Origin of the sequence: Streptomyces sp. NPDC016459 (genome assembly GCF_040632845.1) — a bacterium.
Taxonomy (GTDB): Bacteria; Actinomycetota; Actinomycetes; order Streptomycetales; family Streptomycetaceae; genus Streptomyces.
In genome coordinates this window covers 174,520-189,614 of record NZ_JBEYCR010000011.1, presented here as the reverse complement: position 1 = coordinate 189,614, position 15,095 = coordinate 174,520, and the positions used below count along the sequence as shown (strand labels likewise).

Annotated in this window: 11 protein-coding genes; 7 read left to right on the top strand and 4 right to left on the bottom strand. The window is 72.6% G+C overall.

Going from position 1 to position 15,095, the window contains the following annotated elements; translation table 11 throughout:
• The first annotated feature begins 10 nt into the window (after positions 1-10).
• Together cofD and ABZ567_RS24840 are read left to right on the top strand one after the other, a co-directional pair.
• Positions 11-967: a 2-phospho-L-lactate transferase gene (gene cofD / locus ABZ567_RS24845; protein WP_360793540.1), complete on the top strand. Its 957-nt coding sequence runs from the start codon at positions 11-13 to the stop codon at positions 965-967.
• Positions 964-2,271 carry a coenzyme F420-0:L-glutamate ligase gene (locus tag ABZ567_RS24840; protein WP_360793538.1) on the top strand — a complete coding sequence of 436 codons (1,308 nt, stop codon included), beginning with the start codon at positions 964-966 and terminating at the stop codon, positions 2,269-2,271. The genes cofD and ABZ567_RS24840 overlap by 4 nt, the downstream gene beginning before the upstream one ends.
• A gap of 56 nt (positions 2,272-2,327) precedes the next feature.
• Here the strand turns inward: ABZ567_RS24840 and ABZ567_RS24835 are convergent, their stop codons facing one another.
• The 3 genes from ABZ567_RS24835 to ABZ567_RS24825 form a co-directional block, all read right to left on the bottom strand.
• Positions 2,328-3,296: a DNA-3-methyladenine glycosylase 2 family protein gene (locus ABZ567_RS24835; protein WP_360793536.1), complete on the bottom strand. Its 969-nt coding sequence runs from the start codon at positions 3,294-3,296 to the stop codon at positions 2,328-2,330.
• A 169-nt stretch (positions 3,297-3,465) separates the two neighbouring features.
• On the bottom strand, positions 3,466-4,548 hold the full coding sequence (locus ABZ567_RS24830; RefSeq protein WP_360793534.1) for an NDP-sugar synthase: 1,083 nt from the start codon (positions 4,546-4,548) through the stop codon (positions 3,466-3,468).
• A 104-nt stretch (positions 4,549-4,652) separates the two neighbouring features.
• Positions 4,653-6,176, bottom strand: coding sequence for an N-acetylmuramoyl-L-alanine amidase (locus ABZ567_RS24825; protein WP_360793532.1), 1,524 nt, complete (start codon positions 6,174-6,176; stop codon positions 4,653-4,655).
• Positions 6,177-6,312: 136 nt separating this feature from the next.
• On the opposite strand from ABZ567_RS24825, the gene ABZ567_RS24820 reads away from it, so the two are divergent.
• The 4 genes from ABZ567_RS24820 to ABZ567_RS24805 all read left to right on the top strand — a co-directional run bounded on the left by ABZ567_RS24820 (position 6,313) and on the right by ABZ567_RS24805 (position 12,334).
• Positions 6,313-7,065: a TIGR03089 family protein gene (locus tag ABZ567_RS24820; RefSeq protein WP_360793530.1), complete on the top strand. Its 753-nt coding sequence runs from the start codon at positions 6,313-6,315 to the stop codon at positions 7,063-7,065.
• Positions 7,066-7,243: 178 nt separating this feature from the next.
• Positions 7,244-8,467 (top strand): LCP family protein, encoded by a 1,224-nt coding sequence (locus tag ABZ567_RS24815; RefSeq protein WP_360793528.1) that lies wholly within the window; start codon positions 7,244-7,246, stop codon positions 8,465-8,467.
• A gap of 307 nt (positions 8,468-8,774) precedes the next feature.
• Positions 8,775-10,505 carry an LCP family protein gene (locus tag ABZ567_RS24810; protein ID WP_360793526.1) on the top strand — a complete coding sequence of 577 codons (1,731 nt, stop codon included), beginning with the start codon at positions 8,775-8,777 and terminating at the stop codon, positions 10,503-10,505.
• Between the two features lie 359 nt (positions 10,506-10,864).
• Positions 10,865-12,334 (top strand): LCP family protein, encoded by a 1,470-nt coding sequence (locus tag ABZ567_RS24805; protein WP_360793583.1) that lies wholly within the window; start codon positions 10,865-10,867, stop codon positions 12,332-12,334.
• A gap of 75 nt (positions 12,335-12,409) precedes the next feature.
• On the opposite strand, the gene ABZ567_RS24800 is transcribed toward ABZ567_RS24805, so the two are convergent.
• Positions 12,410-13,435: a glycosyltransferase family 2 protein gene (locus ABZ567_RS24800; RefSeq protein WP_360793524.1), complete on the bottom strand. Its 1,026-nt coding sequence runs from the start codon at positions 13,433-13,435 to the stop codon at positions 12,410-12,412.
• A 213-nt stretch (positions 13,436-13,648) separates the two neighbouring features.
• Between ABZ567_RS24800 and ABZ567_RS24795 the strand changes: the two genes are divergently transcribed.
• Positions 13,649-15,028, top strand: a complete 1,380-nt coding sequence (locus ABZ567_RS24795) for an LCP family protein (protein ID WP_360793581.1) — start codon at positions 13,649-13,651, stop codon at positions 15,026-15,028.
• Positions 15,029-15,095: the final 67 nt, after the last annotated feature.

Sequence of the window (15,095 nt, the reverse complement as noted above, 5' to 3'; positions counted from 1 at the left end):
ACTGCTCCGCATGCGCATTGTGGTTCTGGCCGGCGGCATCGGTGGTGCCCGTTTCCTTCGCGGCCTCAAGCAGGCCGCGCCTGACGCGGAGATCACGGTCATCGGCAACACCGGTGACGACATCCATCTCTTCGGGCTGAAGGTCTGCCCCGACCTGGACACGGTGATGTACACCCTCGGCGGTGGCATCGACGAGGAACAGGGCTGGGGCCGCCGCGACGAGTCCTTCACCGTGAAGAAGGAGCTCGCGGAGTACGGCGTCGGACCCGAGTGGTTCGGTCTCGGCGACCGGGACTTCGCGACCCACATCGTCCGTACGCAGATGCTCGGCGCGGGCTACCCGCTGAGCGCCGTCACGGAGGCGCTGTGCGCCCGCTGGCAGCCCGGCGTACGCCTCCTGCCCATGTCCGACGACCGCGTCGAGACGCACGTGGCGATCGAGGTCGACGGCGAGCAGCGCGCGGTGCACTTCCAGGAGTACTGGGTGAAGCTGCGCGCCTCCGTGGACGCGAAGGCGGTCGTGCCGGTCGGCGCGGAGACCGCGAAGCCCGCGCCGGGTGTCCTGGAGGCCGTCGCCGACGCGGACGTCATCCTCTTCCCGCCGTCCAACCCCGTGGTCAGCGTCGGGACGATCCTGGCCGTGCCCGGGATCCGGGAGGCGATCGTCGCCGCCCGGGCACCCGTCGTGGGCCTCTCCCCGATCGTCGGGGACGCGCCCGTGCGCGGCATGGCCGACAAGGTGCTCGCGGCCGTGGGCGTGGAATCCACGGCGGCGGCCGTCGCCCGGAACTACGGCTCCGAACTCGTCGACGGCTGGCTCGTCGACACCGTCGACGCGGGCGCCGTCGCGGAGGTCGAGACGGCGGGCATCCGCTGCCGGGCGGTCCCGCTGATGATGACCGGCATCGAGGCGACCGCCGCGATGGCGCGGGAGGCGCTGGCGCTCGCCGAGGAGGTCCGCGGGTGACCCCCGTACCCCCTTCGTACCGGGTCTGGGCACTGCCCGGACTGCCGGAGGTGGCGGCCGGGGACGACCTGGCCAAACTGATCGCCTCCGTCTCGCCGGACCTCGTCGACGGGGACGTCCTGCTCGTCACCTCCAAGATCGTGAGCAAGGCCGAGGGGCGGGTGATCGCCGCCGACGACCGCGAGGAGGCCATCGACGCCGAGACCGTGCGGGTGGTGGCGCGGCGCGGGACCCTGCGGATCGTCGAGAACCGGCAGGGGCTCGTCATGGCCGCCGCCGGAGTCGACGCGTCCAACACCCCCGCCGGGACGGTGCTGTTGCTGCCCGAGGACCCCGACGCCTCGGCGCGGCGCATCCGTTCGGGGCTGCGCGAGGCGCTGGGCGTCGACGTGGGTGTCGTCGTCACGGACACCTTCGGGCGGCCGTGGCGCACGGGGCTCACCGACGTGGCGATCGGGGCGGCCGGCGTGCGGGTCCTCGACGACCTGCGCGGCGGGACCGACACGTACGCCAATCCGCTCGGCGCGACCGTGGTCGCCACCGCCGACGAGCTCGCCGCCGCGGGCGACCTGGTGAAGGGCAAGGCGGCCGGTCTTCCCGTCGCCGTCGTCCGGGGCCTGCCGCACGTGGTGGCCGGGGACGAGGAGCCGGGCGCCCGGGCGCTGGTGCGCGGCGCGGCCGACGACATGTTCCGGCTCGGTACGTCGGAGGCCGTACGTGAGGCGGTGACGCTGCGGCGGACCGTACGGGAGTTCACCGCGGATCCGGTCGACCCGGGTGCGGTACGGCGTGCGGTCGCCGCGGCCGTGACGGCTCCGGCGCCGCACCACACCACGCCGTGGCGGTTCGTGCTCCTGGAGTCGGCGGCGTCCCGGGTCCGACTGCTCGACGCGATGCGGGACGCGTGGGTCGCGGACCTGCGGCGGGACGGCAGGTCCGAGGAGTCCATCGCCAAGCGGGTGCGGCGCGGGGACGTCCTGCGCGACGCGCCCTACCTGGCGGTGCCCTGCCTCGTCATGGACGGCTCCCACCACTACGGCGACCCGCGCCGGGACGCGGCCGAACGCGAGATGTTCGTGGTGGCGGCGGGCGCGGGCGTACAGAACTTCCTGGTGGCGCTCGCGGGTGAGCGGCTCGGCTCCGCGTGGGTGTCCTCGACGATGTTCTGCCGGGACGTCGTACGGGAGGTCCTCGACCTGCCGGCCGGGTGGGACCCGCTCGGCGCGGTCGCGATCGGCCATCCGGCGGCGGCGCCGAGGGAACGGGCGGCGCGGGGGGCTGCGGAGTTCGTCGAGGTGCGGTGAGGGGCGGGGGTGTGCGGGGCTCGGCCCCGGGCCCCGCATGAACCGGACGAGGGGCTCTAGATCCGCGTGATGTCGCCGGGGGTCATGCGTGGGGCCCTGCGGGGTGGGACGCGGCCGCTGAGGAGGATCAGGCGGGCCGCTCGGTGGCGCTGGCCCGCGTACGGGGCCAGGAGGTCGAGCATCGCCGGGTCGTCGGTGGTCCGGTCGCCCACGAGCGCCCAGCCCACGATGCCGGGCAGGTGGAGGTCGCCGGTGGTGACCTCGTCCGGTGCGCCGTTGCTGCGCTGGACCGTCTCGGCGCTCGTCCAGGGGCCGATGCCCGGGACCAGTTCCAGGCGCTCGCGGGCCGCCGGCGGGGTCATGTGCGCGGCCTCCTCCAGGCGGGCCGCCACCTGGGCGGCGCGGACGATGGTGGCCGAGCGCTTGCCGTCGACGTTCGCGCGGTGCCACTCCCAGGACGGGATCATCGCCCACGTACGCGCGTCCGGCATCACGTGCATGCCCTCGGGGGCGGGTCCCGGCGCGGGCTCGCCGTACTTCCGTACGAGCACCCGCCACGAGCGGTACGCCTCGTCCGCCGTGACCTTCTGCTCCAGGACCGAGGGGATCAGCGACTCCAGGACCAGGCCGGTGCGGGTGAGGCGGAGGCCCGGACGGCGGCGGTGGGTCGCGAGGACCAGCTTGTGGCGGGGGACGAAGGCGGCAGGGTCGTCCTCGGCGCCGAGCAGCCCGGGGAGCCGGTCCAGGAGCCAGGGCGCTCCCGGGCCCCAGGCCTCGGCCGCGGCGCGTCCCTCGCGGATACGGACCCGGAGGGTCCCGGGGCCGTCCGGGGTGCGGCTGGCCCGCCAGACGGAGCCGTCGGGGGTGGCCCGGAAGGTGGGGTCGGCGGGGCCGCGGCGGAGGGGGCCGAGGGTGAGGCCCAGGTCGAGCGGGGTGTCGTCCGTGACGGCGACGGGAGCGTGGGTGTGGCCGCCGCGCACGGTGGTGCGGGTGGGGGTGGTGGGGGGTGGGAAGCGGCCGGCCATGGATACGAGCGTAACGGGGCCGGAGTGGGTGCGGGTGCTGCGTCGCCCCAGGTCCTCGGGGTGACGAACCTGGGACGGGCGCCGCGCGCGTGTGGTGCCCACCCTCCCGGGGGGACCTCCACGCCCTGCGGGACGCATGGGCACGACGGGCGACGGTGCGCCCGTGTGGTCACTGGTCCGAGGAGAAGCGGACGGTGGCTGCCGGGAGGGTGGCGTCGCACCAGATGCGGACGCCCTCGCGGAGCTCGTTGTCGGGGCCCACGTGGGCGCCGTCGCCGATGACCGCCCCCGTGAGGACCGAGCGCGCGCCGATGCGGGCGCCCGCCCCTATGAGCGAGTCGGTGATCACCGCTCCCGGTTCGACGACCGCGCCCGCCAGAATCGTGGAGCCCGTGACGCGGGCGCCCTCGCCGACCACCGCGTCCGCGCCGACGACCGTGCCGCCGGTCAGCTTGGCGTCCCGGGCGACCCGGGCCGTCGGCAGGACCAGGCGGTCGCCGCAGCGGCCCGGGACGGCCGGGGAGGGGGCGCGGCCGAGGACCAGGTCGGCGGAGCCGCGGACGAAGGCCTGCGGGGTGCCGAGGTCCAGCCAGTACGTGGAGTCGACCATGCCCTGGAGGTGCGCGCCGGAGGACAGGAGTTCCGGGAAGGTCTCGCGCTCGACCGAGACCGGGCGGCCCGCGGGGATCGTGTCGATGACCGAGCGCCGGAACACGTACGCGCCCGCGTTGATCTGGTCGGTGACGATCTCCTCGGGCGTCTGCGGCTTCTCCAGGAAGGCCGTGACGCGGCCGGTGGCGTCCGTGGGCACCAGGCCGAAGGCGCGCGGGTCCTCGACCCGGGTGAGGTGGAGGGAGACGTCCGCGCCGGAGGAGGAGTGGGTGGCGACGAGCGCCCCGATGTCGAGGCCCGTGAGGATGTCCCCGTTGAAGATGAGGACCGGGTCGTCGGGGCCGGAGTGCAGCCGCGAGGCCACGTTGCGTATCGCGCCGCCGGTGCCGAGCGGCTCCTCCTCGGTGACGTACTCCAGGCTCAGGCCGAGCGAGGAGCCGTCTCCGAAGTGCGGCTCGAAGACCTCGGCCAGGTAGGAGGTGGCGAGCACGATGTGCTCGACGCCGGCGGCGCGGGCGCGGGCCAGCTGGTGCGTCAGGAAGGGGACGCCCGCTGCCGGGACCATGGGCTTCGGCGTGTTGACCGTGAGCGGTCGCAGCCTTGTTCCCTTGCCACCGACCAGGAGGATCGCTTCTGTCACCTTGTCGTCTCTGCTTCCTGTTCGGGGTCGGTCAGCACGCCCGTGTCGGTCGTCCGTGCGATATGACCGGTCAGTTTAGGCAGATGGTTGCCCCGATGACCCCATCAGCGCCTCCCCTGGTACTTCGCCGAGCTCGTGCGGGCCGTCCCGAGCTTGCCGTACAGCCGTACGCCGGGGCACTCCGTCGCGAATCCGTCGCGGTGTCCCGCGATGGCGTTGAACCGGACCTTCTTGCCCTTCGCGTACAGGTTCCCGCCTCCTGAGACGAGGTACGACGTTCCCTTCGGGTTCACCCCGTGCAGACCGAGTTTCCAGGCCGTCAGGCGGGCGACGGCGGTCACCGCGGCGGCCGGCGGAGTGGTCTTGCTGAAGGTGCCGAGGACGGCGATGCCCATGCTGTTGGTGTTGAAGCCGAGGGTGTGCGCGCCGAGGACCGGCTTGGCCACTCCCCCCGCCCGTCCTTCGTAGATGTTTCCGCACTTGTCGACGGCGAAGTTGTAGCCGAAGTCCCGCCATCCGCTGCTCAGGACGTGGTAGCGGTAGATACCGCGCAGGACGGAGGGTGCCTGGGCGCAGGTGTAGTTGTTGCCGGTCGCGCTGTGGTGCACGAAGGCCGCCTTGATGCTCTTCGTGTAGACGAAGCCCTTCTCGCGGATCTTCTCGTCCGCGCCCCAGCCCTTGCGCGTGATGATCTTGGGTCGGGGACCGATGTACGGCTTGGCGGCGGCCTGGGCCTCGGGCAGGGCCGGTTCCTTGGCCTCCGCCGGCTCCACCACCTCGGCCGGCTCCCCTGCCTCCGCCGGCTCCATGTACGGCGTGTACGGCGCGTACGGGACCGTGAACGCGGTCGCCTCCTTCGACAGGGCCGGGATCCAGGCCGCGCCGTACGGGGCGAGCTGGGCGTTGACCGCGCTGACCGCCGCCTCCGCCGCGCCGAGCCCGGCCTGGACCAGGGCGGCCACAGCGGTACGCGCCGCGGGGGCGACGTCGGGAGCGGCCGCCGCCGCGACGCCCACCGGGGTGACCTCGGGAGGAGTCTCCGGAGCGGTCTCGGGGGCGGCCTCCGCCGGGCCCTCGCCCGGGTCGACCAGTTCCAGGCGCAGGCCCTCGGGGAGCGGCTCCTCCCCTCGTACGCGGATCTCGACGCCGTCCGAGTCGCCCACCCACAGCGGGGCCGTGGAGCCCTTGCGGGCCCGGCCGGCGCCCTCCGCGGTGTCGGGGTCGGCGCCGTGGTCGTCGTTGTGGGTCTCCACGTCCTGCCACGGCGACCAGGCGCCGCCGCTGGTGGCCCGGGTGCGGACCTGAACGGTGCCGTGCAGGGCGGCCGTGGGGTCGTCCCACACGACGCCGACGAGTGAGAAGGGCTGGACGTCGAGCCGGGTGAGTCCCTGCGTCTCCGTCCCGTCCGCCCCGCCACCGAGGGACCGGTCGGACGCGTCGGGCAGCGGTTCCAGCGGGAGGGACTGGGTGGAGCCGTGGAGGTCGGGCGCGGGTGGCAGCGCGGAGAGCGACGAGGGCGGCCCGAGCGCCTGGGGGACCTCGGCCGCCGCGGGCGCGGCGAGGGAGACCGGCAGGGCGAGGACCGCCGCACAGCTGACGGCGATCGAGGAGGCGAGTGAGGCACGCATGGGCCGATCGTGCGTACCCGTGCCCCGTTCCGCGCGCCGGGAACGGGCCCGGGAACTGACGGCGTGTCGGCCGACCGGTGGACGGCGTCACCGGTACGGCGGACCCCCGCACGGCGGCGCGCGTACGCTGTCCGGCGTGAACGCCAGCGACCGCACCCCCGCCGACCTGCTGCGATCCGCGCTCGCCGCGGACCCCGCCCGCCCCTTGGTCACCTTCTACGACGACGCCACCGGTGAGCGGGTGGAATTGTCCGTCGCCACCTTCGCCAATTGGGTGGCCAAGACGGCGAACCTGCTCCAGGGCGAACTGTCCGCCGCTCCCGGAGACCGGCTCGCGCTGCTGCTGCCCGCGCACTGGCAGACCGCCGTCTGGCTGCTCGCCTGCTCCTCCGTGGGGGTCACCGCGGAGGTCGGCGGCGACCCGGCCGACGCGGACCTCGTGGTCGCGGGACCGGACGCGCTGGAGGCGGGGCTCGCCTGCTCCGGGGAGCGGATCGCGCTCTCGCTCGCCCCGATGGGCCGCCGCTTCCCGGCCGCGCCCGCCGGATACGCGGACTACGCGGTCGAGGTACCGAGCCAGGGCGACCGGTTCGCCCCGTTCGTACCGGTCGATCCGGAGGCCCCGGCGCTCGTCGTCGACGGTGCGGAGCGCAGCGGCGCCCAGCTCGTCGCGCAGGCCCGCGCCGACGCGGAGGCGCTCGGCCTCGCCCCCGGCGCCCGGCTGCTCTTCGGGCTCGGGTACGGGGACTGGAAGGGTCTTTCGGCGGGTCTGTACGCGCCCCTCGCGGCCGGCGGCTCCGTGGTCCTGTGCCGGAACGCGGAACAGCTCGCGCCCGAGGCCCTCGCCAAGCGGGTGGAGAGCGAGCGGGTGACGGTCACCGCCGTCTGACGCACCCGTTCGGACCAGCGACGCGCCGGGTCCCCGGGCCCGGGCGCGCCGTCCGGTACATGATCGGCCCAGGGGGAGTGGACTCCTTCCGTACAACCATGTGTCGGGTTCGGCCGTCTCCTTCCACGACCGGCGGCCGCCCGGCGTGCCGCCGACGCCATGAAGGACGGACTGAGACGTGACGGACCGCGCGGGCACGCCCGCCGAACCGGATCCCCCTCCGGCGGACGGGGACACCCCTCAGGCGGAGGGCACGGCGCCCGGCGCGCCGGAGGAGCCGCGCCGGCGCCACTGGCTGCGGTGGACGGCCCTGGGCGTCTCGTTCGTGGTGCTGGCCGCGGCCGGGATCGGCTGGTGGTTCTACCGGAAGCTCGACGGCAACATCACCACGGACACCACCGCCGCCGCCGAGCTCCGGAAGTACGAGAAGGAGCGCCCGGCCGCGGTCGTGTCGGCCGCCCGGAACATCCTGCTGATCGGCTCGGACACCCGTGCGGGCGAGGGGAACCGCCAGTACGGCAGGGACAAGGGGACCCAGCACTCCGACACGACGATCCTGCTGCACCTGTCGGCGGGGAAGTCGAGCGCGACCGCCGTGTCCCTCCCCCGCGACCTGATGGTGACGATCCCGAGCTGCCCCAAGGGTGACGGGACCCGGACCGGTGAGCAGTCCGCGCAGTTCAACTGGGCGTTCGAGTTCGGCGGTACGGCGTGCACGATCCGTACCGTCGAGAAGCTGACCGGGATCCGGGTGGACCATCACATGGTGATCGACTTCCGGGGCTTCAAGAAGATGGTGGACGCGGTCGACGGCGTGGAGGTCTGCCTCAAGGAGCCGGTGGACGACCACGACGCGAAACTGAAGCTGCCGGCGGGCCGCCAGACGCTCCGCGGGGAGCAGGCGCTCGGCTTCGTACGGGCCCGGAAGTCCATCGGCAACGGCAGCGACACGGAACGCATGGACCGCCAGCAGCAGTTCCTCGGCGCCCTGGTCAGCAAGGTGCAGAGCGACGGGGTGCTGCTCAACCCGACGAAGCTCTATCCGGTCCTGGACGCGGCCACCAGGGCGATCACCACCGACGCGGGGCTCGACTCGCTGCGGGACCTCTACGACCTGGCGCGGTCGATGCGGGCGGTACCGACGGAGAAGGTGCAATTCCTCACGGTCCCCCGCCGCCCGTACAGATACGACGCGAACCGGGACGAACTGGTACAGCCGGCGGCGAGTCAACTCTTCAAGCAGCTACGGGAGGACCGGCCCGTGGTGGTCACGCCGGGCGGGAAGGACCCCGACGGGCAGGACGGCGGCACGGACGGGAAACCGGATGACGCGGACACCCCGACACCCGCGGTGACCCCGACGTTCACCGGTCGGAACGCCGCGGAAGGGGTGTGCTCCTAGGGGGCTCGCGAGACCGGGCCGACGGTGGGCACCGGCGGGAGGGGGGCCTCGGAGGGGCCCTGGGGACGGGTGGGTAAAGGCCACACCAAGGGGAGGGCGGGGAGCGATGAGGTTTGAGCAAATTGCCCGGTTGTAAGGGGGGTGGAATTTGTCACGCGCGTCGCCCCACGCTGAACTGGGCGGATAGTGTGACGCGATCCGGTGCACCCCGACGCGTGGTCGCACTCACCAAGGATCGAACGACCGAGAGAGCGGCGCCCGGTGGGGAAGGCGCCTCGCGTGGCACCGACGGAGGACTCGAGTAACCGTGGACGCGCACAGCCGTGGACGGGCGGACGAGATCGACCCCGCCGACCAGTGGGTGCTCAACCCGCAGACCGGCAACTACGAACTGCGACTGGACCACTCCGCAGGGCAGTCGACGGCCCAGCAGGCTCCGGCGAGGCCCCGTAGATCCACCGTTCCCGCTCCCGCCCCGTCCGACACCCCCGCCGAGGCACCTGTTCCCGGGCAGCGCCGCCGCAGGGTCACCGAGCCGGGCGGCGGAACACCCCAGCCGCCCGCGAGCCGCCGCAAGCGCAAGCAGGGCGCGTCCCGCAAGAAGAAGGTCCTGCTGTGGACCGGGGGCACGATGGCCCTGGTGCTCGTGGGGGGCGCGACGGGCGCGTACATGCTCTACAAGGACCTCGACGGCAACATCGACGTCGTCGACACCGTCGGCATGGAGAGCAAGGGCTTCCGCAAGGGCGAGGCCTTCAACATCCTGATCATCGGCACCGACAAGCGGACCGGTGAGGGCAACGGCGGCTACGGCGACAAGAACAGCCCCGGCCACGCGGACACCACGATCCTCTTCCACGTCTCCAAGGACCGCACCAACGCCACGGCGGTCTCCATCCCGCGCGACCTGATGACGACGATCCCCGAGTGCCAGTCCCGGCAGGACGACGGGTCGATCCTGACGATCCCCGCCCAGCAGCAGGCCCGGTTCAACGTGAGCCTCGGCCAGGACGGCCGCGACCCCGGCTGCACCATGCGCACGGTCAAGGAGCTGACCGGCCTGACCGTCGACCACTTCATGATGGTCGACTTCAACGCCGTGAAGGAGCTGACCTCGGCCGTCGGCGGCGTGAAGGTCTGCGTCGAGAAGGCGGTGGACGACCCCAAGTCGCACCTGAAGCTGCCGGCCGGCGAGTCGGTCATCGAGGGGGAGCAGGCCCTCGCCTTCGTGCGTACCCGCTCCAGCTTCGGCAACAAGAGCGACCTGGACCGGATCAAGATCCAGCAGCAGTTCCTGGGCTCCATGATCCGGCAGATGAAGTCGGACGAGACGCTCACCAGCCCCACCAAGCTCCTCGACCTCGCCCAGGCGGCGACGAACGCGCTCACCGTCGACAAGGGCATAGGCTCCCTCTCCAAGCTCCAGGACCTGGGCAAGGAGCTTTCCGGGATCGACACGAAGAACATCTCGTTCGCGACCCTCCCGGTCGTCGACAACCCGGCCGAGCCGAAGCCGATCACCGTGGTGCCGCATCCGACGCAGGCACCGCAGCTCTTCGCCGCACTGCAGGCCGACGTCTCGCTCACCGCGGTCAAGAAGAAGACCCAGGACGCGAAGGACGCCCAGGCGCAGGCCCAGGCGAAGCTTCTCCAGGGACCGCGTGCCGCGGCCGCCGACGTGCGCGTCGACGTCTACAACGGCAGCGGCATCACGGGCGCGGCCCAGTCGACCATCAACTGGCTGCAGAACGAGCAGGGCGTGAACCGCTCCACCAACAAGAGCAACGCCCCCGAGAAGGCGGCGAAGACCACGCTCACCTACGCACCGAACCAGGCCGATCAGGCCCGCGCGCTCGCGGACATGATGGGTCTGGCGGCCACGGCGCTCAAGCCGGGCACGCAGGACGCCGGGGAACGCGAGCCCATGACGCTCGTCCTCGGCGCCGACTTCAAGGGCGCGGGGGTGCCCATCAACGGTCCGACGAAGGCGCCGGCCGTCGACAAGGTAGAAGCTGACAAGCAGGTGTGCGCCAAGTGACCCGGAAACACCGGGTCTCCGCGCACTCCTGACTGACGAGGGGACCTGGGGTGGGACAGAAGAGCGTGCGTGGGGAGGGAACGCGGGGACGCGTTCCGCGCGCCCGTGAACGCGGCTGGGACGACGACCTGCACGGCGCCGGTGAGGTCACCGGCGCCGGGGACGACGTTTCCGAGGAGAACGCGGCCCGGACCGACGCGCCCGCGTCGACCCGCGCCGAACGCCGCCGCGGAACCGGCGCCGGCGACACCGGCGGTACGGGGTCGGGTGGCGGTACGGGCGCGGGTGGCCGCGCCGCCGCACGCCGTCGCGCCAAGAAGTCCGGCAAGCGCAAGGTGCTGCGCTGGGTCGCGATCACGATGTCGGTGCTGATACTCGGCACGGCCGGCGCCGGATACCTGTACTACGAGCACCTGAACGGCAACATCCGCGGCGGCTCGCGCGCGGGCGGCGACAGCGGTGTGAAGAAGGCCGCACCGAACGCGCTCGGCGACACCCCGCTGAACATCCTCCTGATCGGCTCCGACAGCCGGGCGGACGCCAAGAACGTGGCGCTCGGCGGCGGCAAGAACCTCCGTCAGGCGAAGCCCCTCGCCGACGTGCAGATGCTGCTGCACGTCTCCGCCGACCGGCAGCACGCCTCCATCGTCACCATCCCGCGCGACACGATCGTGCCCATCCCGGAGTGCAAGGGCGAGGACGGCTCCATCTACCGGGCGACGACCACGGAACCGATCAACGAGACGCTGGGGCGCGGCGGTCCCGGCTGCACCCTCACCACCTGGGAGAGCATCACCGGGGTCTACATCGACCACTGGATGATGATCGACTTCGCGGGCGTGGTGGCGATGGCCGATGAGGTCGGCGGCGTCCCCGTCTGCGTGAAGACCGGCGTCTGGGACAGGTCGACCCGGCGGGTGAAGGGCGGCTCGGGCCTGCAGCTGCCCGCGGGCACCACGGAGATCCAGGGCACGCAGGCCCTCCAGTGGCTCCGTACCCGGCACGCCTTCGGCAACGACCAGGGCCGGGCCAAGGCCCAGCACATGTACATCAACGGCATGGTCGAGAAGCTCCAGAAGCAGAACGCCTGGAGCGACACCGGGCAGCTGACGGGCCTTGCCGAGACGGCCACCAAGGCGCTCCAGGTCTCCGACGAACTGAAGTCGGTGAAGAAGCTCTTCGACCTGTCGATGCAGCTCAAGAACGTGAAGATGAACCGTCTGACCACGGCGACGGTCCCCACGGTCGAGTGGTCCCAGAACCGGAACAAGCTCCAGATGGTCACCTCGTCGGCGGAGAAGATGTGGGCGATGCTCCGTGACGACATCGCCTTCGACAAGAACGGCAAGCCGGCCGCGACCAAGCCGACGCCGGACACGCCCGCGACGCCCAAGGCCACCGCCGAGGCCCCCGGCTCCTTCGCCGTCACCGTCGTCAACGGAACCGCAGGAACGAACGAGGCGCCCGTCGAGGGACGCGCCAAGGCCGTCACCGAGAGCCTGACGGGCAAGGGCTTCACGCAGGCGGAGGCCTCCAAGGAGCCGCAGCCCCGCGAGGACTCGGTCGTCATGTACCCGAAGGCCGACGGCGACCAGGGCCGGGCGAACGCGGTGTCCGTGGCGAAGGCCCTCGGACTGCCGGAGACCAAGGTGCGGCCCGACGCCGAGGTGGAGGGCATCACCCTGGTCGTCGGCGCCGACTGGCGCGAGGGCGCCACGTACAAGAAGCCGACGGCCGTCGCCGGCGACCTGCCCGAGGGCGCCGACGACAAGGCGACCTGCATGGACATCTACTCGGTCTACAGGTGGGACGGGAAGAGCAAGAGCTGACCCCCCGCACCGCGGACGCCGACGGCCGGACCCCCGTGGAGGGGCCCGGCCGTCGGCGTGTGTCCGGGGAGCGGGTCAGACCGTCTCGGCCTCGCCGGTCCTCACGGCCGGGCGGCGGCTCGCGATGACCTTCCTCGCGAGGGAGCGGGGGCTCGTCAGGAAGCCGTAGCCCCAGGACATGTGCATCGTCGCGAGCGCCACCGGGATCTGGAGGCGGGCCTTGAGCGACAGGCCCTTGCCCGCCGGGACCGAGCCGGCCGTGATCGCGGCGAGGTAGCCGGCCGGGATCACGAAGCCGAGCGGGGTGAGGGTGGCGCCCACGAGCAGGCCCGCGGCGATGGCGCAGACGGCGGTCGGCGGGGCCAGGTAGCGCAGGTTGATGGAGCCGGGGTGGTAGCGGGCCACCACATGGCGCCAACGGCCGTAGTCCTTGTACTGCTTGGCGAGCGCGCGGACGCTGGGCCGCGGGCGGTACTGGACGCGCAGCTCCGGCGAGAACCAGATCAGACCGCCGGCCTCGCGGATGCGGAAGTTCAGCTCCCAGTCCTGGGCGCGGATGAACTCCACGTTGTAGCCGTCCTGCTGTTCGAGCGCCTCGCGCCGGAAGACGCCCAGGTACACGGTCTCCGCGGGGCCCGCCTCGCCGCCCGTGTGGAAGGCCGCGTTGCCGACGCCGATCTTCGACGTCATCGCGGCGGCGACCGCGTCCTCCCAGGCGTTCTCACCCTCGGCGTGCATGACACCGCCGACGTTCTGCGCGCCGGTCTCCTCCAGGAGCCGGACGGCGGTGGCGATGTAGTTCGGGGACAGCATGCCGTGGCCGTCGACGCGCACCACGATCGGGTGACGTGAGGCCTTGATCGCCGCGTTGAGGGCGGCGGGGGTACGGCCCGTGGGGTTCGGCACGGTCGTGACGCGGGGGTCCGCGCGGACGAGTTCGGCGGCGATCTCGTCGGTCCGGTCCGTGGACGGGCCGAGCGCGATCACCACCTCCATCTCGCCGGCGTACTCCTGCTCCAGGATGTGACGAACCGAGGTGCGCAGATGCCGCTCCTCGTTGAGGACCGGCATGATCACGGAGACGGGGGGCGTGGCGTTCATCGTCCGCCACGTTACCGCGAATGGGGGACAGCGGTGCGCGCCGCACGGGTGGTGGGCCCTTGCGCTGATCGTATGGGCCTACGGTGCTCACGGTTCCCCTTGTCACACCCGCGGAGGTGTCCGTCCGTGCCCACACCGCCCCGCACGCCCCGTACCCGGCCCGCCGCCCGCCCCGTGCCGGCCCGTCGGCGGCGGAGGCGCCCCCGGTGGGGGATGCGGATGGCGATGGCGCTGTCCGTGACGGTCCTCGCGGCCGGCGGGATCGGGCACGCGGTGGTGACCGGTCTGAACACCGGGATCAGCCGGGTCGACCCCTTCAAGGACATGAAGAACCGGCCGCAGGCCGGGCACGGGATGAACGTCCTCGTCGTCGGCACCGACGGGCGGGAGAGGATCACCGCCGAGGAGAAGGAGAAGTACCGGCTCGGCGGCGCGCCCTGCCACTGCACCGACACCGTGATGCTCGTGCACATCTCGGAGGACCGGGAACGGGCGAGCGTGGTGAGCCTGCCCCGTGACTCGTACGCGGAGATGCCCGAGCACACCGATCTCATCAGCGGCGAGAAGCACCAGGCGCATCCGGTGAAGCTGAACGCGGCGTACGCCGAGGGCGGTCCCGGGCTGACCGTGCGGACCGTCGAGTCGATGACGGGCGTCAAGATCGACCACTATCTGGAGGTCGACTTCACCAGCTTCATGCGGACCGTGGACGCGGTCGACGGCGTGCAGATCTGCACCACCCGGCCCATGAAGGACCCCTACACCGGGCTCGACCTGACGGCCGGCACCCATGAGCTCGACGGCGGGCAGGCCCTCCAGTACGTGCGCTCCCGGCACATCGACGGAGCCGCCGACATCGGGCGGATGCAGCGGCAGCAGCGTTTCCTCGCGGCGCTCGTGGAGCGGATCAGCAGCAGCGGGGTGCTGATCAACCCGGTGCGGTTCCGGGAGGTCGCCACGGCCATGCTGGGCTCGGTGCGGGCCGACGAGGACTTCGGTACGGACCAGCTGTTCGCCCTCGCCAGGGCGATGCGCGGCTTCACCCCGGCGTCGTCGGAGTTCGTGTCCGTGCCGATCGGTGACATGAGCTTCCCCGTGAAGGGGATCGGTTCGACGGTGAAGTGGGACGCGGCGAAGGCGCAGAAGCTGTTCCAGGCGCTACGTGAGGACCGGCCGCTCACCCCCGCGAAGCCCGCCTCGTCGGACAAGGCCCCCGGGGCCGAGGTGGTGGACGTGGCGCCGCGCACGGTCCGGGTGCAGGTCTACAACGGGACCCGGACGGACGGGCTCGGCCGCAAGGTCGACGACGCGCTGCGCGGGACCGGCTTCGACACCACGCGGACGCCGATGACCGCGCCGGGCAAGGACCGGGCGCGCACGCTGGTGGAGTACGACCCGCGCTGGGACCGCTCGGCGAAGACCCTCGCGGCGGCGTTGCCGGGGGCGGAGCTGAAGGCGGTGCCGGGGAGGGGCGGGACGCTGCGGGTGACGGTGGGGGCGGACTACCGGGGGGTGCGGGCGGTCCGGGCGGAGGAGGCGGGCCGGGCGGGCCCGTTCGAGGCGGTGACGGGGGACCGGGTGGTGTGTCCGTGACCGGGACGGTGCGTCCGTGACCGGGACGGTGCGTCCGTGACCGGGGCGGTGCGTCCGTGACCGCCGT

What these genes read in the sequence shown, in the direction of transcription:
- ABZ567_RS24805 (WP_360793583.1), top strand. Translation starts at nt 10,865, where the DNA reads ATGTCGGTGCTGATACTCGGCACGGCCGGCGCCGGATACCTGTACTAC.
- ABZ567_RS24835 (WP_360793536.1), bottom strand. Translation starts at nt 3,296, where the DNA reads ATGGCCGGCCGCTTCCCACCCCCCACCACCCCCACCCGCACCACCGTG.
- ABZ567_RS24800 (WP_360793524.1), bottom strand. Translation starts at nt 13,435, where the DNA reads ATGAACGCCACGCCCCCCGTCTCCGTGATCATGCCGGTCCTCAACGAG.
- cofD (WP_360793540.1), top strand. Translation starts at nt 11, where the DNA reads ATGCGCATTGTGGTTCTGGCCGGCGGCATCGGTGGTGCCCGTTTCCTT.
- ABZ567_RS24795 (WP_360793581.1), top strand. Translation starts at nt 13,649, where the DNA reads ATGCGGATGGCGATGGCGCTGTCCGTGACGGTCCTCGCGGCCGGCGGG.
- ABZ567_RS24825 (WP_360793532.1), bottom strand. Translation starts at nt 6,176, where the DNA reads ATGCGTGCCTCACTCGCCTCCTCGATCGCCGTCAGCTGTGCGGCGGTC.